This is a genomic window from Xanthomonas vasicola, assembly GCF_000772705.2.
Taxonomy (GTDB): domain Bacteria; phylum Pseudomonadota; class Gammaproteobacteria; order Xanthomonadales; family Xanthomonadaceae; genus Xanthomonas; species Xanthomonas vasicola.
In genome coordinates this window covers 1-19,139 of sequence record NZ_JSBW02000036.1, presented here as the reverse complement: position 1 = coordinate 19,139, position 19,139 = coordinate 1, and the positions used below count along the sequence as shown (strand labels likewise).

Sequence of the window (19,139 nt, the reverse complement as noted above, 5' to 3'; positions counted from 1 at the left end):
ACGAGACATAACGTCTAACAGAACTGTATTCGTGGGCATCGCCACCGCCTGCCGCCAATGCGTGCTGCTGGCGAAGGGCGCCGACCGCGCCTTCGGTGTGAGTGGCCTGATCATCGCAGGCACCTGCACGCGGTGGCCACAGGTAGATCAGGCGGTTGCGCGCAAGGGTCCGCATGTCGCTCAAGGTCTGCGCCTGGCCCATGGGCCAGTAGCCTGTCCGGCTGGTCGTGCAGCTGATCGCGCTGCCGTGACGCCGGGCTCGCGTCGCGTAACAGTGGCCGAAACGCGTTTCGCCCTGCATGCTTTGCACGATGGACGAACAACCGCAGGCGCACGCAGGGATGGACTGGACGCGATCGCGCCCACCGCCGTCGAGACACAGGGCCCGAAACGGACGCCGCTGGCTGCGATGGCTGCGCTGGGGCATAGCCGCACTGCTGAGTGTCTTGCTGCTGCTTGATCTGGCTTTCCCCTTGCCGCTGCCCAAATCGCGTGACACCTCCACGTTGGTGGTTGCGCGCGACGGCACGCCGTTGCGCGCGTTCGCCGACCACAATGGCGTGTGGCGGTATCCGGCCACACCGCAGAGCGTGTCGCCGTTGTATCTGCAGGCGCTATTGAACTACGAAGACCGCTGGTTCTGGCGCCACCCCGGCGTTAATCCGTGGGGCCTGCTGCGTGCGGGCGGGCAGTGGATCAGGCAGGGCCGCATCGTGTCCGGCGGCTCCACGCTGACCATGCAGGTAGCGCGCATCCTGGACCCGCATACGCGCACGCCGTGGGGCAAGGCCAAGCAGCTGTTGCGTGCGTTGCAGCTGGAAGCGCACCTGAGCAAGCGCGAGATTCTCATGCTGTATCTGGAACGCGCGCCCTACGGCGGCACCATCGAAGGGGTGGAGGCGGCCAGTTGGGCGTATCTGGGCAAGCCGGCCACCGATTTATCGCAGGCAGAGGCCGCGTTGCTGGCGGTGTTGCCGCAATCGCCAAGCCGACTGCGTCCGGATCGTCATCCGGAAGCTGCGCAGCGTGCACGCGACAAGGTGCTTGATCGCATGGTGGAGCTAGGTGTGTGGTCGCGTGCGCAGGTGCACGATGCGCGTATCGAACCAGTGGTCACGCGCTCGCTCAAGCCGCCGTTACTTGCGGCCCTGCTGGCGCAGCGCCTGCACAGCGCGCAACCGCGTGCGGCGCGTATCGTCACCACGCTGGATGTGGAATTGCAGCGCACGCTGGAAGAGCGCGTGTCCACGTATTTTTCGCAGCTGCCAGAGCGCACCTCCGCGGCATTATTGGTCGTGGACAACGCCACGCTGGAAGCGCGCGCCTATGTAGGCTCGGCCGGTTTCGGCGACCGCAAGCGCCTGGGTCATGTCGACATGGTGCAGGCGTGGCGCTCGCCAGGCTCCACGCTCAAACCGTTCCTGTATGGCATGGCGCTGGATGATGGCCTGATCCATTCCGAAAGCCTATTGGTGGATGCGCCGCAAAGCTTCGGCGATTACCGTCCCGGCAACTTCGATGCGGCATTCAACGGCCCGGTGAGCGCGGCCACTGCATTGCGGCTGTCGTTGAACGTGCCGGCGGTGGATCTGCTCGATCGCATCGGCCCGGCGCGGTTCGCCGCGCGGCTGTCCAATGCCGGCATTGCGCTGCATTTTCCGTCCGGCAGCACGCCGTCGCTGGCGTTGATATTGGGCGGCACCGGCGCACAGTTGCAGGAGCTGGTGGGCGCGTTCGCCGCGTTCAATCGCGGTGGTATTGCCGGGCGTGTGCGCTACACGCCGGACGACGCGCCCATCGATCGCCGCCTGATGTCGCCGGGTGCGGCCTGGATCGTGCGCGAAATCTTGCAGAGCAATCCTCGCCCCGGATATGGCAGCGGTACGTTCGACACCACCGCGCGCCCGGGCGTGGCGTGGAAGACCGGCACCAGTTACGGCTACCGCGATGCGTGGGCCATTGGTGGGACGCGGCGTTACACCGTCGGTGTATGGGTGGGGCGGCCGGACGGTACACCGTTGCCGGGCCAATACGGTGCAGTCACCGCGTTGCCGTTGATGTTCGAAGTCATCGATGCGTTGCCACGCAGCGCCGGCGACAGCGCGCCGTTGCCGATGCCAGCCACGGTGCAGGCAATCGACATCTGCTGGCCGCTGGGCGGCGCTGCGAATCAGACCCCGCCACCGCTCTGCGCGCGCCGTGCCGATGCTTACGTACTCGACGGCGCGGTGCCGCCCACCTTCGCCGAGCGCGATGCGCGTCTTTGGCAAAGCGGGCAAGTACGCTTCGATATCGATGCACGCAGCGGTCAGCGCTTGTCGCAGGAATGCAGTCAGGCGCACGAGCGTGTGCCACGCGCTGTCGCGCGCTGGCCGGCGTTGGTTTCGCCTTGGCTCAGTACATCCGAACGCGCGGCCGCGCAACTGCCGCCCTTGGCCGCAGATTGCGTGCCAGACGGGCGCATGACCGGTGGCGGGGTGCTGCGCATCGACGGCTTGAGCGACCGCGCCACGCTGGTGCGCGCCAACGACACCGCACGCCCGGTACGGTTGCAGCTGCGTGCGTTGGGTAGTGAGGCGCGCATCGATTGGCTGCTGGACGGCCGCTGGATCGCGCAGACCAATGGGCGACAGGGATTTCAGCGCGACTTCGAAGAAGTCGGGTTACACACGCTCACCGCCATGGCCAACGATGGTGCATGGACGCAGGTGCGCTTTCGGGTGTTGCGTTGAATGTGTGGCCAACGAAGGGCTACCGCCCCGTGCTCAGCGACGGATACCTGCTACTCGCGACAAACCTGTAGGAGCACACCTGGGCGCGATGGAGTATTCCCGGTAACGCCTCATCGCGCCCAGGTGCGCCCCTACGTATGCGCGGCGAAGGTGGCTGCGCGTCGGGAGCTAGCCGACTCGTGGGTCGTTGCTTGCACGGACGTAACCGTATAGACGCCACACAGTGGCAAAAAACAGACAGGGTGAGCGAGGCCCCCGCCCTGTCTGTCGTCATCGAGTCGACGTGAATTTCAACGCGATGCGATCTTCGATCGCAACGTCAATGCCGATCCGATGCCAATCATCGATCGCACCACATCACTACTATTGCTAAACCTGAACTCACTCGCCGATCCAGCCTTCCAACATGTCGGCGAACTCGTCTGCATGCTCTTCTTCCTGTGCCAGGATGCCTTCGAGAATGCGCTTGGTGGTGGTGTCCTTGTCGCCAATGAAGTCGATCATCTCGCGGTAGCTGTCGATGGCGATACGTTCGGCGATGAGGTTTTCCTTGACCATGTCGCGCAGGTCCGTGCCTTCCTTGTATTCGGCATGCGAGCGCCTGGTTAGCGTGTCCGGGTTGAGGTCGGGTTCGCCACCCAGCTGCACGATGCGCTCGGCGAGCTTGTGCGCGTGCGCCTGTTCCTGCTGTGCGTGCTCCAGAAACTCGCCTTTCACTGCGTCGGCAAGCATGCCCTTGGCCATGAAGTAGTGGCGGTAATAGCGCAGCGTGCACACATATTCGGTGGCAAGTGCGGTGTTGAGCAGCGCGATCACTGCCTCGCGATCGGCGTGGTAGCTCTCGGTGATGGCGCCGTCTTCGATGCTCTGGCGTGCGCGGGCGCGCAGGGTGGCGGTATCGGTGATACCGGCGGGAGTTGCGGTGGCTGGCTGATCAGACATGGCTGGCCGTTTTCCTTCTGAGTGAACGGGTGAATCGATGGATCAATCCGGCAGGTGCTGCAGCACGTAATCGGCGGCAGACACCTTGAATTCGCCGGGTTCTTCGACAAACAATGCTTTGACCACGGCGTCGTCCGCATACAGTGCATAACGGCGCGAGCGCAGGCCCATGCCCGAGCCGCTGGCGTCGATTTCAAGGCCCAGGGCGCGTGCCAGTTCGGCGTTGCCGTCGGGCAGCAGGTGCAGGCCGTCGGGGATCAACTGGCTGCGCCCCCAGGCCTGCATCACGAACGGGTCATTGACCGCGGTACATAGCACTTCGATCCCGCGTTTGCGGAATTCATCGAAGTGCTCCACATAGCCCGGCAGGTGCTTGGCCGAGCAGGTGGGGGTAAAGGCACCTGGCACCGCAAACAGCAGCACTTTGCGGCCTGCAAACAAGGTGTGGGTGTCGACTGCCTCAATGCCATCGCGCATGCGCTTGAGCACGACTTCGGGAATGCGGTCACCAACGTGGATGGTCATGCGGCAGGCTCCTGTGGCTGAACGAATTCTAGAAAAGGGCAGGGGAAAAGCGCGTCAACACGCTTGAAATCCGCCCGGCGACGCCTATCTGACGCACATGGCCGGCGCAACTGCGCACGACGCGGTCGCCGGCCCTTCATCAACCCTTTTGGAGGCTTGCAATGAACATCGTTCGTTATCCCCAATTTCCCACCCATGCGCTGCAGAACGAAATCAAGCATGTGTTCGATCGCTTCTTCGAGCAGAACAGCGACACCGACGAGTCGGCCGTGGTGACGGCGCAGTGGGTGCCGCGCGTGGACATCAAGGAAGAGCCCAATCACTTCGTGCTGTACGCCGATTTGCCGGGTATCGATCCGAGCCAGATCGAAGTGCAGATGGATAAGGGCATCCTGTCGATCAAGGGTGAGCGCAAGAGCGAATCCAGCACCGAAACCGAGCGCTTCTCGCGCATCGAGCGCCGCTACGGCAGCTTCCATCGCCGCTTCGCGCTGCCCGACAGTGCCGATGCCGATGGCATCACCGCCTCGGGCCACAATGGCGTGCTGGAAATCCGGATTCCCAAGCGCCCGGCAGCCACGCCGCGCCGGATCCAGGTCGGCAACGGTCAGGACACTAGCGGAAGCACGGTGCAGTAAGCGCAGCGGACGTAGCGGCGGCGCGCTCCATTGACGCGCGGTTTTGCTGGGTAGGCCTGTGCTGGGCGTGCAGGTTGGCTCATCAATTGGCGGCAGCGCTGGCTGGCACCCTCTGCCAGCCAGCGCTGCCCGCCGCAAGACGCTAGACCTGGGGCGGAGCCAGCGGCTTCGCTCCCCGGCGACAGCCGCGCCGTAGAATAGGCGCGGTTGCCCGCCCGGCTGCGAATAGATTGGCCAACACCTCCGTTGCATGACCGCGTTGCGAGCGCGGCTGGTATGCGAACTCGGCACGTACGCCCGTACAGTGCAGTCTGCACACCACCTGCGCCGCACACGCCGTCTACCGGAGTGCTGGCTGCTCGAACTGGCTCGTGGCCTCGGCTGCGGGCCGTTTTTTTTTCCAGAGGTGACTAGATGGAATTCAAGGATTACTACGCAACGCTCGGCGTGGAGCCCAGTGCAGGCGATGCGGAGATCAAGACCGCCTACCGCCGGCTCGCGCGCAAATATCACCCCGACGTCAGCAAGGAAGCCGGCGCCGAAGAGAAGTTCAAGGCGATCAACGAAGCTTACGAAGCGCTGCGCGACCCGGCCAAGCGCAAGGCCTACGACCAGCTGAAGGCGCAGGGTTTCCGGCCGGGCGACGAGTTCCAGGCCCCGCCCAATTACGGCGGCGGGCAGGGCTTCGATTTCGAAGAGGTGTTCGGCAACGGCGGTGCCGGTGGCGGTTTCAGCGATTTCTTCGAGAGCCTGTTCGCCGGCCAGCGCGGCGGTCGTCCTCGCGGCCCGGGCGCCGGGCCTGGTGCAGGTGCCGGCCCGCAGGCGCGCGGCGACACCCGCGCCAAGCTGGCGGTACCGCTGGAGGCGGTGCATTCGGGCGACAGCGTGCGCATCACGATCAATGGCAAGCAGCTGGACGTGCGCGTGCCCAAGGGCGTGCAGCCCGGCCAGGTGATCCGGCTGAGCGGACAGGGCAATGGCGGCGGCAACCTGTTGCTGGAGATCGAATACGCGGCGCACCCGCACTTCGAGGTGGACGGGCGCAACATCCTGTACACCTTGCAGGTCATGCCCTGGCAGGCCGCGCTGGGCACCACGATCAGCGTGCCGACCCTCGGCGGCTCGGTCGAGCTGAAGGTGCCGGCAGATTCGGATGCCGGCCGCAAGCTACGCCTGCGCGGCCGCGGCCTGCCCGGTACCACCCCGGGCGATCAGATCGTGGAACTGGAAATTTTGGCGCCGGCCCCGACCGACGATGCCCAGAAAAAGGCATACCGAAACCTGGCCAAGGCGTTTGGCGAGACGGTATGAATTGGCTTGGTCAGCGCGAGCTAATTGAGCCCCTCTCCAGACCAATCCCTCTTCGATCTGCGCCCACGCATCGCGCCCGCGCCTTCATCCGGCGCGACGTGCCACCTCTCCCCATGAAGGAGGACAATGTCCCGATGGGAGAAGGGGGCAAGCCCCTCTCCTGCGGGAGAGGGGTTGGGGTGAGGGTACGGTGGACCAGCAACGCGGCAGTCGACGTTGATCTGTGCCAGCGAACCGCTCCCGCACCCTCATCCGGCGCTACGTGCCACCTTCTCCCCCATGGAGGAGGACAATGTCCGGATGGGAGAAGGGGCAAGCCCCTCTCCTGCCGGAGAGGGGTTGGGGTGAGGGTACGGCGGGCCAGCAATGCGGCAGTTGACGTTGATCTGTGCCAGCGAATCGCTCCCGCACCCTCATCCGGCGCTATGCGCCCCCTTCTCCTCCATAAAGGAGGACATTGTCCCGATGGGAGAAGGGAATCGCTGCTCTTGAGTCTGCGTTGAATCCAACGGTGCCCTGTCCGACGTAGTACTCCATTGCTCGTCTGCAAAGAAAGACAGCGTGTAAGTCCATCGCGTGCCGCACCAAGCACCAAGCATGAGCAGTTAGCCTGGCCCAGCTACCGCAAGCGCAGCCTTGGCACTACACTCGCCGCGCACACTAGGGGAAACACATGGCACGTATTTTGATCGTCGACGACTCGCCGTCGCAGCTGCTGGGGATTCAGCGCATTGTCGAGAAGCTGGGGCACGAGACCATCACCGCCACCGATGGCGCCGCCGGCGTGGAAGCTGCCAAGCAATCGCTGCCGGATCTGGTGTTGATGGATGTGGTGATGCCCAACCTCAACGGGTTCCAGGCCACGCGCACGCTCAAGCGCGAGCCCACCACCCAGCACATTCCGGTGATTCTGGTCACCACCAAGGATCAGGATACCGACCGCATGTGGGGCATGCGCCAAGGTGCCCGCGCCTACATTACCAAGCCGTTTTCGGAAGATGAGCTGCTGGAAGTGATGGAGCGCGTGTTCAATCAGAAAGACGAACCAACGAAAACGTAAATGCGCCGGCATAGTGTGATCGAAGCCGGATGTCAGGAAAGGCGGATGTAGGCGACGGTGGATCTGGGAGAAGGACAAAATCCCTCTCCTGCGCTAGAAGAGAGGTTGGGGTGAGGTTCGTCGGTAGCTCAGCGATGCGAACTTGACGTCGAAGGCGACTCGCGCTATTGCATCGCAGCCGTACCCTCATCCGTCGCTGCCCACGAGCCTTTCCCCCATGAAGGGGAACAAGGTCCCGATAGAGAGAAGCAGCAGCCATCTTTGCCGTAGCGCGAGAAGGCATGGCTTACGCGCCATTCGCGCGCGTGCGCTTGAGCGACAGCGTCGCAAGCGCGGACCGCGGCGCAGAGCGGGGGCACGGGTGCAGCCACTCTGCCGTCGGCACCAATAGTTGGGTGGAAGTCACAGGCTCCAAGTTAAGCAATCGCCTGGCGCTGTGCCCGCTTGCCGCACGCATCAGCGCACCGCCACTCAAGCCCAGCCAATCAGGTACGCACGCGGCAAGCCGATTCCACCCGGCCAAGACCCGATCAGCGGCCCGGCTGCGACCAACAACGCGGCTACACAGCGCCCGGGGGACCCCCCGCCTGTGCCAACAGTTGGCGCGTGCCACGCGCACCCTCTGGTTCCCGGTAACGCCGTTCAACGACCCAAGAACCGCTGCTGGGACTCCCGCGTGTGGTTCCCCCCCGCTGCTCAAAACCGCTGCGGTGTTTTCCAGGCCGCCAAATCCACCCCGCCGGCTAAACCAACGATGCACCGGACGGGGCCTTTCAAAACGGTGCGTCTGCCCCATCTAGTAGAATCGGCGAATCAAACAACATGGCGGCACTGCGGGACTGGCCCGCACAGCCCCTCGATCATGGAGCGTGCATGGCCTGGAACACACCCGGCAACAAGGGCGGAGACGGCCCGGATCCTAACCGTCGCAGGTCCTGGGGCCCGCGCGGTGGTGGCAACGGTGGCGGTTGGGGCAAGCTGCCCGCCCCGTTGAAAGAGCTGTTCGATGGCGGCGTGGGGCGCTGGATCCTGGTCGCGGTGGTGCTGATTGTGCTGTTCTCCAGCTTCCAGCTCATCGGCGAGCAGCAGCGTGGCGTGGTGCTGCGCTTCGGCCAGTTCTCGCGCATTCTGCAGCCCGGCCCGAACTTCAAGCTGCCCTGGCCGATCGAGTCGGTGCGCAAGGTCAATGCCACCGAGATCAAGACCTTCAGCAACCAGGTGCCTGTGCTAACGCGCGACGAGAACATCGTCAATGTCTCGCTCAACGTGCAGTACCAGATCAGCGACCCGCGCAAATACCTGTTCGGCTCGCGTAATGCCGATCTGGTGTTGGAGCAGGCCGCGCAGAGTGCCGTGCGTGAGCAGGTCGGTCGTTCGGATCTCAATACCGTGCTCAACAATCGCGGCCCGTTGGCGATCGCCTCCAAGGACCGTCTGCAGACTGCGTTGGATGCCTACAACACCGGCCTGGCCGTCACCGGCGTGACCTTGCCGGATGCGCGCCCGCCGGAAGAAGTGAAGCCGGCCTTCGACGAGGTCAATGGTGCCCAGCAGGTGCGCGAGCGCCTGATCAACGAAGCCCAGGCGTACGCCGCCAAGGTGGTGCCCGAAGCACGCGGCCAGGGTGCACGCACCCGCACCGGTGCCGAAGGTTACAAGCAGGCCACCATCTCCAAGGCCGAAGGCGACGCCGATCGCTTCACGCTATTGCAGGCGCAGTACGCCGGCGCGCCGGACGTCACCCGCAAGCGTCTGTGGCTGGAAACCGTGCAGAAGGTGTTGTCGGAGAACCGCAAGGTGATCGGCAGCGATGGCCGACAGGTCATCTACGTGCCGCTGGCGGCCGATGCCAGCAAGCCGGCTACTCCCAGCAGCAAAGCTGGCATGCCGTCGATGGTGCCGCAGGACGTGCTGTTGAATCCGCCGCAAAGCACCAGTAGCGAGGCCATCCGTAACCCGGAACGCGGCCCGCGCCCGACTGGCCGTGAGGGGACCGAATAATGAAGAATTCGCTAGTTATCGGCCTGATCGTCGCCGTGCTGCTGACCCTGATGGGCTCGGTATTCGTGGTGCGCGAAGACCAGACCGCCATGGTGCTCAACCTGGGCCGTGTGGTGCGTGCCGACATCAAGCCCGGCCTGCACTTCAAGGTTCCGGTGGTGGAATCGGTGCGCGTGTTCGACCGCCGCTTCCAGGTGCTGGACACCGCCCCGGCGCGCTACTTCACCGCCGAACAGAAAGACGTGAGCGTGGACTTCTTCGCCATCGGTTACATCTCCGATGTGCGGGCCTTCTATCGCGCCACCGGTGGTGAAGAGTCGGTGGCCAACTCGCGCCTGGCGCCAATCATCACCGATTCGCTGCGCAACCAGATCAACTCGCGCACCTTGCAGCAGCTGGTCTCCGGCTACCGCAGCGAACTGATCGCCAGCCAGCTCAAGGCCATCAACGGCGCGATCAAGGGCTTAGGCATGCAGATCACCGACCTGCGCATCAAGCAGATTGACCTGCCGACCGACAGCCAGGTGATCACCGACGTCTACGAGCGCATGCGCGCCCAACGCAAGCAGGAAGCCAGCAAGCTGCGCGCCGAAGGCGAAGAGCAGGCCCTGACCATCCGCGCGCAAGCCGACCGCGAGTCCACCGTGATCGTGGCCGACGCCGAGCGCGATGCGCAGAAGCTGCGCGGCGAAGGCGATGCCGAAGCCGCTCGCATCTACGGCCAGGCGGGTTCCAAAGACCCCTCGTTCTACGCCTTCTACCGCAGCCTGGAGGCCTACCGCGGCTCCATGACCGACGGCAATGGCGTGATCGTGTTGGACAAGAACGATCCGTTCCTGCAGTACCTCAAGAGCGATCGTTGATCGCTCTGCCTTGAAACGAAAACGCCCGCGTAATGCGGGCGTTTTCGTATGTGCCGTCATGGCACAACACGCATGGGCCACTGCAACGCTGCACTCAAGATCCCTGCAATGAATGCTGCCTCGCAGGAGCGCACCTGGCGCGACGGCTTCACCGGCAACGCCTGTCGCGCCCGGGTGCGCGCCTGCGACCCATTGTGATTGTCGCTACGGTGATACTCCCGGGCTGGGGCCGGCTGGGGCCGGCAGCGCTCGGAGCACCGCGCAACCGACGGCCAGCCGCACCAGCCCCCGATCCGCCGTCCGCCAGGGGTAGTGCGGGCCATCGGAAACCCGGATAATGCACAAAAGCCGGCCGGGCACGCTCCAATCAGAGCACTCCGGTCGGCTTTTTCCGTGTCAGGGCTGTCGCGCCACTGCAATGCTCCCCGATGGAGCTGCGCGCAGGGTGTCGCCGCCAACCCTGCGTCGGTCCCATCCCGCGGCCCCGATGGCCGCAGAAAAACTTAGGAGTTCACCCGTCATGGGTCAGTCAGTTGTCGTGCTCGGTGCCCAGTGGGGCGATGAAGGCAAGGGCAAGATCGTCGATCTGCTTACCGAAGAAATCGGTGCAGTCGTCCGATTCCAGGGCGGCCATAACGCCGGCCACACGCTCGTCATCAATGGCAAGAAGACCGTCTTGCATCTGATTCCGTCCGGCATCCTGCGCGACGACGCGCTGTGCCTGATCGGCAATGGTGTGGTGATCTCCCCGGCCGCGTTGATCAAAGAGATCAGCGAGCTGGAAGACGCCGGCGTGGAAGTGCGTTCGCGCCTGAAGATTTCCCCGGCCGCGCCGTTGATCATGCCGTACCACATCGCCCTCGATCAGGCGCGCGAAAAGGCAGCCGGCGGCAAGGCCATCGGCACCACCGGTCGCGGTATCGGCCCGGCGTATGAAGACAAGGTGGCGCGTCGCGGTATCCGCATCGCCGACCTGCATTACCCGCCGCAGCTGGAAGAGCTGCTGCGCACCGCGCTGGATTACCACAACTTCGTGCTGACCAAGTACCTAGGCGTAGAAGCGGTCGATTTCCAGAAGACCTACGACGAGGCGCTGGCGTTCGGCAACTACGTGCAGCCGATGAAGTCGGACGTGGCCGGCATTCTGCACGACCTGCGCAAGCAGGGTAAGCGCGTGCTGTTTGAAGGCGCGCAGGGCGCATTGCTGGACATCGACCACGGCACCTACCCGTATGTCACCAGCTCCAACACCACGGTGGGCGGCGCACTGGCCGGCACCGGCGTTGGCGCCGATGCGATCGACTACGTGCTCGGTATCGCCAAGGCCTACGCCACCCGCGTTGGCGGCGGTCCGTTCCCGACCGAGCTGGACGACGAAGTGGGCCAGGGGATTCGCGACCGCGGTGCCGAGTACGGCGCTTCCACCGGCCGCCCGCGTCGTTGCGGCTGGATGGACATCGTTGCCCTCAAGCGTGCGGTGGCCATCAACGGTATCTCCGGCTTGTGCATCACCAAGCTCGACGTGCTCGATGGCATGGAAAAGCTCAAGGTCTGCATCGCTTACGAATATCGCGGCAAGCGCACCGAATACGCGCCGCTGGACGCGCAGGGTTGGGAAGAGTGCACCCCCGTGTACCTGGAGTTCCCGGGCTGGAGCGAGAACACCCACGGCATCACCGTGTGGGATGACCTGCCGCCTGCCGCCCGCGCCTATCTGCGCGCGCTGGAGGAACTGGCCGGCTGCCCCATCTCGATCGTCTCCACCGGCCCGGACCGCGACCACACCATGGTGCTGCAGGACCCGTTCGCCTGATCGGCTGATGCGTGAGTGAAACGACAAGAGCCCTTCGAAAGCGGGGCTTTTGTTTGCGTTATGCTGTCGAGCGCTGCTTTGGGGCGAGGTAGGGCGACGGCAACTGCGGTGGCCTGATTCTTATGTCTGCACTGTTGGTGATCGCACTACCACTCGAAGACTCCCGCCCCTCAGCTCCCCCCGCACCTAGCTGACAACTGCTATGGGCCGCCCAAGCCTTATCAATGCGGGGCGTGTTCAGCACAGCCCTGTAGCATGCTTCCGCCAGTGGGGATTGCTTGCTCTGGTCTGATGTCCTCACACCCCGTCGTTACAGTGGCTTCTCTTTGACGTGTGTGTCTTCGCGTCTGGCAGGCGGGCGCATGACTTTTGGCCGTGTGAGCCCTTGCGTGTTGGCGCCATGATGCTGGCCCGCTGTACGACTTCGTCTACCTCATTACTCTTTTTAGGAACGTCATGCGCCAGATCCTGGTGACTGCTATTGCGCTGGCCCTGGCCACTACCTCCGCCGTTGCGTCGGCTCACGGCGCTGCTGCACCCGATGCAATCAGCGCATCTGCCACGCAGGTCACCAGCCAGTTGCCGCGGACGGCCAAGCCCACGCATTACGCGGTGGAGATCACTCCGCACGCCGACAAGATGACCTTCGACGGCAAGGTCGCCATCGACATCGTCGTGCTGCAGGCCACCGACCGCATCGTGTTGCAGGCGGCCAATCTCACCTTCGCGCGCAGCACATTGGCGCAGCGCAAGAGCGGCACGCCGCAGACTGCCAAGGTCAGCACCGATGATCAGGCGCAGACCGCCACGTTCGCCTTCAACAAGCCGCTGGCGCCGGGCAACTACGTGTTGTCCATCGACTACAGCGGTGTAATCAATACGCAGGCCAACGGCTTATTCGCGCTGAATTACGCCACTCCACAAGGCCAGCGCCGCGCGTTGTTTACCCAGTTCGAAAATTCCGATGCGCGCCGCTTCATTCCGTCGTGGGACGAGCCCAATTTCAAGGCCACGTTCGACCTGGCAGTCATTGCGCCGGCCGCGCAGATGGCGGTGAGCAACATGCCGGTTGCCTCGTCCAGCAATGGTGCCGGTGGCATGAAGCGCGTGGCCTTCCAGACCACGCCCAAGATGTCCACGTACCTGTTGTTCATGAGTGTCGGCGACTTCGAGCGGGCGACGCGCAAGGCCGACAATGGCACCGAGATTGGCGTGATCGCGCAGAAGGGCAAGGTGGACCAGGCGCAGTTCGCACTGGATTCCGGGCGCGACGTGCTGCACGAATACAACGCCTATTTCGGCATCCCGTATCCGTTGCCGAAACTGGACAACATCGCCGCACCCGGGCAAAGCCAGTTCTTCAGCGCAATGGAAAACTGGGGGGCGATCTTCACCTTCGAATACTCGCTACTGCTCGACCCGGCCACGTCCAACATCAACGACAAGCAGGGCGTTTTCACCGTTGCCGCGCACGAGATCGCGCATCAGTGGTTCGGCAACCTGGTGACCATGGCGTGGTGGGACGACCTGTGGCTCAACGAAGGGTTCGCCAACTGGATGGAGGCGCGCACCACGCACAAGCTGCATCCGGAATGGGATATTGATAACACCGGCGCGGCGTTCAAGAGCCGTGCGGCGATGCGTCGCGATGCGTATGTCACCACCCACCCGGTGGTGCAGCACGTCGCCACCGTGGAGCAGGCCAGCCAGGCATTCGACCAGATCACCTACGACAAGGGCGAGGCGGTGATCGCCATGCTCGAAGACTATGTGGGTGCCGACAACTGGCGTAACGGCGTGCGCAGCTATCTCAAACAGCATCAATACGGCAACGCCGTCACCGATGCGTTGTGGCAGCAGATCGATGCAGTGGCACCGGGCAAGCAGTTCACCCAGGTGGCGCACGACTTCACCTTGCAGCCGGGTGTGCCGTTGATCCAGGTCAGCGCCAGCTGCATTGCCGGCACCACGACCGTGCAGCTGAAACAAGGCGAATACACCGTCGACCGCCCCGACAAACAGCCATTGCGCTGGCATGTGCCCGTCACGGTGCGCGGCGCCAATGGCACGCCGGTGCGCGTATTGGTGGATGGCAGCGCGCAGGTGCAGCGACCTGGCTGCGATGCCCCCATCGTGGTCAATGCCGGGCAGAAGGGTTACTTCCGCACGCTGTATGCACCGGCGCAATTCACCGCGCTCACCAAGGGGTTCGATGCGTTGCCGGTGGTCGATCAGCTGGGTGTACTGATGGATACCGCTGCGCTGGCACCGGTGGGCCTGCAGCCCGAAGCGGACCTGCTTGAGCTCACCGCCAAGGTGCCGGTCGGCAGCTCGCCGGATCTGTGGGAAGTGGTGTCCGGCACGTTCTCCGGTATCGATAGCTTGTTCGACGGCGATCCGAAAGCTCAGGCCAGCTGGCGGCGCTTCGCGCGTGCGCGGCTTGCTCCCGAGTTCGCCACGCTCGGCTGGGACGAGCGCAAGGACGACAGTGCACAGACCAAGCAGTTGCGTGCCAGCCTGCTCAACAGCCTGAGCGCGCTGGACGATGCACAGGTGATCGCCGAAGCGCAGCGTCGTTTCGCTTCGTTCCAGGCCGACCCGGGCACGTTGTCGCCAGAGTTACGTAGCACGGTGCTGGGCATCGTCGCTCGCCACGCCGACTCCGCTACCTGGGACGCATTGCATGCCATGGCGAAGAAAGAAACTTCGTCGATGCTGCGCGACCAATTTTACGCCCTGCTGGCTGAAGGCAGGGACCCGGCGTTGGCGCAGCGCGCCCTTGAACTTGCACTCACCGACGAGCCCGGCGCCACCACCGGCGCTAGCATGATCGGCGATGTCGGCAGCGAGCATCCGGAGCTGGCATTCGACTTCGCCTTGGCGCATCGCACCCAGGTGGATAAGCTGATCGACTCCACCTCGCGCGCCCGCTACTACCCGCACCTGGCCGCAGGCTCGAGCAAGCTGGAGACCATCGACAAGATCAAGGCGTACGCGGGCACCTACCTGGCCCCCACCTCACGCCGCGATGCAGAAACCGCCATCAGCACCATCCAGACGCGGGTGACGTTGCGCGAACGGCGGGTGCCGCAGATTGCGGCCTGGTTGAAAAAGCGCAAAGCGTGACGAATAGCGTAGAGAAACAAAAAGCCCGGTATTTTCCGGGCTTTTTGTTTGGTGCAGTGGCCACCATTGCAGGTGAAGCGGATTGGCCAGGAACAGCAGAGAATGGATCTGGTGTGTGGATGCCTGAAATGTGCAACGCGCGCGTTGTAACTGCCGATTCCGTTGTCGAGCGATTCTGAGCCGTGCTGCGTGCTGCGTGCTGCGTGCTGCAACGCTGCGCGCCGCACCTGGCTCCAGCGCGCCGGCCGACCGGCTGCGGTTGGCTACATGCATCACGCCATGCGCATCGACATATTCTCGCGCACCCGATTGTCCATGTCTTGCTGCTGGCCCTGCATCAGGGCCCGTTGCCGCTCCACGCTGGCCGTTTCCAGTTGCTGCAGCGATTGCTCCACCGGTGTGCGCACCGCCACATCGGTGGGCATGGCGGCACGCAGATGGGCAGGGTTGTTCAATTCGCCCTGCACCACAAAGACGGTACGCCCCGCCGGGTGTTCGGCGGTCTGGTTGCTCAGCACAACATGATCGGCGCGATCCAGATTGTTCTGGCGGGCGAGGGTCATCACGCTGGCGATGAGGCGCTCGCTGTTTTCGTCCGGTGTGCGCCCGGCTTGCGCATCGATCGCACCCACGCCCGTACGCACCTGCTGCAGCAAGTTGTAGTCCCGATGGTCCGGGCCGATATCGGCCAGCTTGGTCGGCGCCTGTGTTTGATTGGGTACACCATCGACCGATGCAGTGAACGGGCTGCGGGTAATGGAGCGGTACGGATCTTCTTCGTGGAACTGCGTGGCTTTCTGCTGCCGCTCCAGACGGACGGCGCGGGCGTCGTCGAGTTCGGCGATACGTGCAGGATTGGTTTCTTCGCGCATGGAAAGATGCCCGCCACTGGCGCTGACGTTCACCCATTTGCGTTCCTGCTCGAAGTACATCGCGTAGAAGCTGTTGCTGCCGATGACATTGGGGTCGACGGCGGAGCGGCCCTCCAGCATCTGGATCGCTTCGGTGGTGCCGAGCTTGGCCAGGTACTCGCTCCCGGCCGCCATGCCCATCTGTGAGAAGGTCTCGTAACCCGTGTTGCCGATGCGGCTGGCGCCGGCGTACCCGTTGTCGAGCATGTTGGTCCAGATCTGCTCCAGCTTCTGGGGACCGCTTTTCTCTAGGGCCGCTTGCAGTAGCACGCGAGGTGTCCAGCAGTTAGGGTCGAGCCGGCGCTGCTCAAACGCGCGGTCGTGCGCGAGCATGACGGAGGCGCCTGGTAGGTTCAGTGCCAGATCCGGACGTTCTCGACGGAGCCATGCTTGCCGAAGTTCCAAATCCCTCTCCAGCAACGTCTGTCCGAAGCTCTCCCACTGACGTTCGCTCAGTTGAGCATTAGCAAAGCGCGAGCCGCTCTCGTGCTGCGTGTTCGCATAATCTTGCGCGTAACGATTCGCAACGCGCCCCGGCAAACTGTCATTACGCACGACACCAAGCGCGAGCGTTCCGTAGCCGTCTGCGCCGGGCAGTTGCGAGAGGTAGTTCCAGTACAGCTCACGATTGCCTGCTTTTGCGTAGCTGCGCAGGATCGTCAAGTTCTGCTGAGTTAATCCACCCATGATTTACTCCTTGAAAAAGTGTCGATCATCCAACTTTGGTGTTTACCAAAACGTCCCGAATCGCTTTTTCCATACGTTTCCAGTCTCTTAGGAACGCGCGATGGTAGTTGAGCGTGATGGATAGTTTTTTCTCGACATCCACAAGGTAGTGCGTACATCCGGCGATAACTGGTTCTTCTTCGTCAATGACTTGGTCGCCCTCAAGCCGGATGCCATCTTTACGAAAATTGACGCTATCGCACTTGATAAAAGTGGTTAGATTGCCGCCAGAATCGCGCGCAACATACCAATCGTCCTCAAACGCAGGATTGCGTGTCGGAGGTTTGCTGTAGCGGGCTTCGTACGCTTTAACGTACACCGCCATCTTTTCTTCATCGATGGCATAGGGCGTCAATCCGAGTGTTTCAGGCTGTGCAATCCGTAGATCGAGCCTCTCCGCAGGATTACCTCGTTCGACCCAATCAGCCTTGGTAAGTGCTTCGTTCGACGAATAGCTTCCAAGCAATGCCTCAATCGGGACCCGGTCAACGTAGTCGATCGCTGCGTGGATCTCCTTCCTGAAATCATTCGTACGCGGATTGGCCCGCGCACCGGGCGGAGTAGGGGTCATGTCCGGCCATTCGATGACCAGCGTCACGCCTTCGCCCGGCCATGGTGCGATCTGGCTGTCCAGATAGTTGGCGGGGATGCGGAAGATGTGCGGCCCGAGTTTCACGTCAACCGGCGCATCCGTATAGGTATGCCCGTTGATGGTGCGGCCGGTGGTGACGGTGCCTGACATGGTGGAAGTCCTTTTTTGTTCGGGTGATGGCGTCCGTGCACAGTTACTGCCGGTGACGGCGACGGCAAGTGCAAGGGCCAGGCACCGACCGGATGACATCATGTGCATTGGTCAATCCATTGCAGGGTTCGCCGCAACTATAGGCAAATCAGAATCAATGCGACAGCCCAAGCCCAGCGGGCGATTGCGGATGCAATGCGCCGCATAACGTGAAAAGACGATCACCCGCTGCCAGCAAAATAATGCGCGTGGACCACGATGCTGCCGGTGCAATGGCGGCTCGCCATGTGTCGACCGAGGGCGTTTGCCGCCGCCCGTCGCGATACGTGTCGAGCCGCAGCGCCCTCAACGCAGACGTCGCCATCTCATGCTCCAAACGCACCATCGATCGTATGCATCGCCCCGGTCACAAAGCCCGCTCCGGGCCCGCCAGCCAGGCCACCATGCCGGCCACTTCGTCGGCGCGACCGTGGCGCTTGATCGCCATGAAGCTGTGCATCAGGTCTGCGGACCTGGAAGCGCACCTCGCCGCCGGTTTCCAGCAGCATCACTGCACCCACCGGGAACGAGCGCCCCAGGCTGACCAGCAGGCTGCGCACATGTTCGCCAGCCGCGCTGGAAATCCGGCAGCTGGATCTTGCCTTGGACGACGTCCTTGAGCAGGTCCTTCAATGGCAGTTTGGTGCTGTCGAACGTGGTCATGGGTTCGCTTCCTTGTGATGGATGGGATGGATCAGATCAGCTTGTCGCCGCCTTGCGGCCGCGCTTTGGGTTTGGGTTTGGGTGCGGCGGCGCGCTGGGCGCGGATGCGTTCCAGCAGCACGCTGGCCGGTTCGTCGGTGGGGTCCTGTGGCACCAGTTCGCCGCGGAAGGCCTTGGCGAGCAGGCTCTGGGTCAGGGCGTCGATGCGCTGCTGGGCGGCGACGACCTTGGCTTCCAGCTGGTCGGCGTAGGTGAAGAGTTGTTCGACGCGGTCGACGATTTCCCTCTGGGCAGTCCGCGAAGGCAATGCAATTGGAAGTCTTCGGACGTCAGCTAGATTGATGCCCTTTTGTGCAACGCCACGAGTTTTCCCTGCCAACAGTTGCTGTCCTCGTTTACTTTGAAGAACCAATGCAACGAACATGGAATCAACATCTTCGATACAAGGAATCATCGCGACTTCTCGGCTGATGTTGCAATTCGCGAGTGATTTCGGCGCTACGGCTGTGTTGCCTATTGAGCCGCGAATTGCAAGAAGGACTTCTCCGCCCTTCAGGCGCGTCCGAGCATAATTTTTTTCGATGTCTCTTGCGACGACCTTTAAGGATGGTCTGATCAACGCGACCGGAAAACGAAGCAACCGCATCCGCCGCGCTGAGGGCGCTCAAATCGCCGATTTTTTGCCGGTTTCGGCCGTTTGCGGGGTGTTGCCTGGGTTACAGGCACAGCTTCCCCGCAGCAGGCATTAACGCTTTGCGCGTCAGCCACAGATTCGACAGTGCAAACAGCGTCAGCACCTGTGCGGTGTTCTTCGCCAAACCGCGATAGCGCACCTTGACGTAACCAAACTGACGCTTGATCACCCGAAACGGGTGTTCCACCTTCGCACGCAGGCTGGCCTTGGTGTGCTCCCAGCGCTTGGCCAACTTCAGTTCGCGCTTGTTCTTGATCTGCTTCAGCTTCGAGCGCTTCTCCGCGATCAGGTAGCGCAACTTGCGCTTGCCCTTCATCTCATCGCGCTTCTCAAGCCCCGTATAGCCGCTGTCC

15 protein-coding genes and 1 pseudogene are annotated in these 19,139 nt (G+C 63.1%); 8 read left to right on the top strand and 8 right to left on the bottom strand.

Going from position 1 to position 19,139, the window contains the following annotated elements:
• The first annotated feature begins 341 nt into the window (after positions 1-341).
• Complete coding sequence (gene pbpC / locus NX05_RS08270) at positions 342-2,732, top strand: penicillin-binding protein 1C (RefSeq protein WP_397558750.1); 2,391 nt, start codon at positions 342-344, stop codon at positions 2,730-2,732.
• Between the two features lie 381 nt (positions 2,733-3,113).
• Here pbpC and NX05_RS08265 read toward each other — a convergent pair whose 3' ends face one another.
• Positions 3,114-3,674, bottom strand: a complete 561-nt coding sequence (locus NX05_RS08265; protein ID WP_039432318.1) for a ferritin-like domain-containing protein — start codon at positions 3,672-3,674, stop codon at positions 3,114-3,116.
• Between the two features lie 42 nt (positions 3,675-3,716).
• Complete coding sequence (locus NX05_RS08260) at positions 3,717-4,199, bottom strand: peroxiredoxin (protein ID WP_010368440.1); 483 nt, start codon at positions 4,197-4,199, stop codon at positions 3,717-3,719.
• Between the two features lie 161 nt (positions 4,200-4,360).
• Between NX05_RS08260 and NX05_RS08255 the strand changes: the two genes are divergently transcribed.
• The 7 genes from NX05_RS08255 to NX05_RS08225 all read left to right on the top strand — a co-directional run bounded on the left by NX05_RS08255 (position 4,361) and on the right by NX05_RS08225 (position 15,011).
• Positions 4,361-4,837: an Hsp20/alpha crystallin family protein gene (locus NX05_RS08255; protein WP_010368441.1), complete on the top strand. Its 477-nt coding sequence runs from the start codon at positions 4,361-4,363 to the stop codon at positions 4,835-4,837.
• A gap of 414 nt (positions 4,838-5,251) precedes the next feature.
• Positions 5,252-6,148, top strand: a complete 897-nt coding sequence (locus tag NX05_RS08250; protein WP_017113063.1) for a DnaJ C-terminal domain-containing protein — start codon at positions 5,252-5,254, stop codon at positions 6,146-6,148.
• Between the two features lie 673 nt (positions 6,149-6,821).
• Positions 6,822-7,208 (top strand): twitching motility response regulator PilH, encoded by a 387-nt coding sequence (gene pilH, locus NX05_RS08245; RefSeq protein ID WP_010368445.1) that lies wholly within the window; start codon positions 6,822-6,824, stop codon positions 7,206-7,208.
• Between the two features lie 873 nt (positions 7,209-8,081).
• On the top strand, positions 8,082-9,209 hold the full coding sequence (gene hflK / locus NX05_RS08240) for an FtsH protease activity modulator HflK (protein ID WP_039432316.1): 1,128 nt from the start codon (positions 8,082-8,084) through the stop codon (positions 9,207-9,209).
• Complete coding sequence (hflC, locus tag NX05_RS08235; protein WP_039432314.1) at positions 9,209-10,072, top strand: protease modulator HflC; 864 nt, start codon at positions 9,209-9,211, stop codon at positions 10,070-10,072. The genes hflK and hflC overlap by 1 nt, the downstream gene beginning before the upstream one ends.
• Positions 10,073-10,592: 520 nt before the next feature.
• Positions 10,593-11,885: an adenylosuccinate synthase gene (locus NX05_RS08230; RefSeq protein WP_039432312.1), complete on the top strand. Its 1,293-nt coding sequence runs from the start codon at positions 10,593-10,595 to the stop codon at positions 11,883-11,885.
• 456 nt (positions 11,886-12,341) lie between these two features.
• Positions 12,342-15,011: a M1 family metallopeptidase gene (locus tag NX05_RS08225; protein WP_039432311.1), complete on the top strand. Its 2,670-nt coding sequence runs from the start codon at positions 12,342-12,344 to the stop codon at positions 15,009-15,011.
• Between the two features lie 272 nt (positions 15,012-15,283).
• On the opposite strand, the gene NX05_RS08220 is transcribed toward NX05_RS08225, so the two are convergent.
• From NX05_RS08220 to NX05_RS08205, 6 genes and pseudogenes are all read right to left on the bottom strand, one after another.
• Positions 15,284-16,609, bottom strand: coding sequence for a Smlt3024 family type IV secretion system effector (locus NX05_RS08220; RefSeq protein WP_039432309.1), 1,326 nt, complete (start codon positions 16,607-16,609; stop codon positions 15,284-15,286).
• Positions 16,610-16,634: 25 nt separating this feature from the next.
• Positions 16,635-17,498, bottom strand: a complete 864-nt coding sequence (locus NX05_RS08215; protein WP_039432305.1) for a Smlt3025 familytype IV secretion system inhibitor — start codon at positions 17,496-17,498, stop codon at positions 16,635-16,637.
• Positions 17,499-17,755: 257 nt separating this feature from the next.
• A pseudogene (locus NX05_RS22155) lies at positions 17,756-17,895 on the bottom strand (SDR family oxidoreductase); the annotation flags it as partial.
• Positions 17,889-18,092 carry a hypothetical protein gene (locus tag NX05_RS22150; protein WP_227479810.1) on the bottom strand — a complete coding sequence of 68 codons (204 nt, stop codon included), beginning with the start codon at positions 18,090-18,092 and terminating at the stop codon, positions 17,889-17,891. The pseudogene NX05_RS22155 and the gene NX05_RS22150, both read right to left, overlap by 7 nt.
• 31 nt (positions 18,093-18,123) lie before the next feature.
• A complete protein-coding gene (locus tag NX05_RS22145; protein ID WP_249027768.1) occupies positions 18,124-18,738 on the bottom strand; it encodes a restriction endonuclease subunit S in 615 nt (204 codons plus the stop codon).
• Between the two features lie 70 nt (positions 18,739-18,808).
• Positions 18,809-19,139: transposase (locus NX05_RS08205; RefSeq protein ID WP_155550126.1), on the bottom strand; the 331-nt coding region annotated here is incomplete at its 5' end.

Coding starts and splice junctions, on each gene's coding strand:
- NX05_RS22150 (WP_227479810.1), bottom strand. CDS start 18,092: ATGACCACGTTCGACAGCACCAAACTGCCATTGAAGGACCTGCTCAAG.
- pbpC (WP_397558750.1), top strand. CDS start 342: ATGGACTGGACGCGATCGCGCCCACCGCCGTCGAGACACAGGGCCCGA.
- NX05_RS08225 (WP_039432311.1), top strand. CDS start 12,342: ATGCGCCAGATCCTGGTGACTGCTATTGCGCTGGCCCTGGCCACTACC.
- NX05_RS22145 (WP_249027768.1), bottom strand. CDS start 18,738: ATGCGGTTGCTTCGTTTTCCGGTCGCGTTGATCAGACCATCCTTAAAG.
- NX05_RS08250 (WP_017113063.1), top strand. CDS start 5,252: ATGGAATTCAAGGATTACTACGCAACGCTCGGCGTGGAGCCCAGTGCA.
- NX05_RS08215 (WP_039432305.1), bottom strand. CDS start 17,498: ATGCACATGATGTCATCCGGTCGGTGCCTGGCCCTTGCACTTGCCGTC.
- pilH (WP_010368445.1), top strand. CDS start 6,822: ATGGCACGTATTTTGATCGTCGACGACTCGCCGTCGCAGCTGCTGGGG.
- NX05_RS08260 (WP_010368440.1), bottom strand. CDS start 4,199: ATGACCATCCACGTTGGTGACCGCATTCCCGAAGTCGTGCTCAAGCGC.
- NX05_RS08220 (WP_039432309.1), bottom strand. CDS start 16,609: ATGGGTGGATTAACTCAGCAGAACTTGACGATCCTGCGCAGCTACGCA.
- NX05_RS08230 (WP_039432312.1), top strand. CDS start 10,593: ATGGGTCAGTCAGTTGTCGTGCTCGGTGCCCAGTGGGGCGATGAAGGC.
- NX05_RS08265 (WP_039432318.1), bottom strand. CDS start 3,674: ATGTCTGATCAGCCAGCCACCGCAACTCCCGCCGGTATCACCGATACC.
- hflK (WP_039432316.1), top strand. CDS start 8,082: ATGGCCTGGAACACACCCGGCAACAAGGGCGGAGACGGCCCGGATCCT.
- hflC (WP_039432314.1), top strand. CDS start 9,209: ATGAAGAATTCGCTAGTTATCGGCCTGATCGTCGCCGTGCTGCTGACC.
- NX05_RS08255 (WP_010368441.1), top strand. CDS start 4,361: ATGAACATCGTTCGTTATCCCCAATTTCCCACCCATGCGCTGCAGAAC.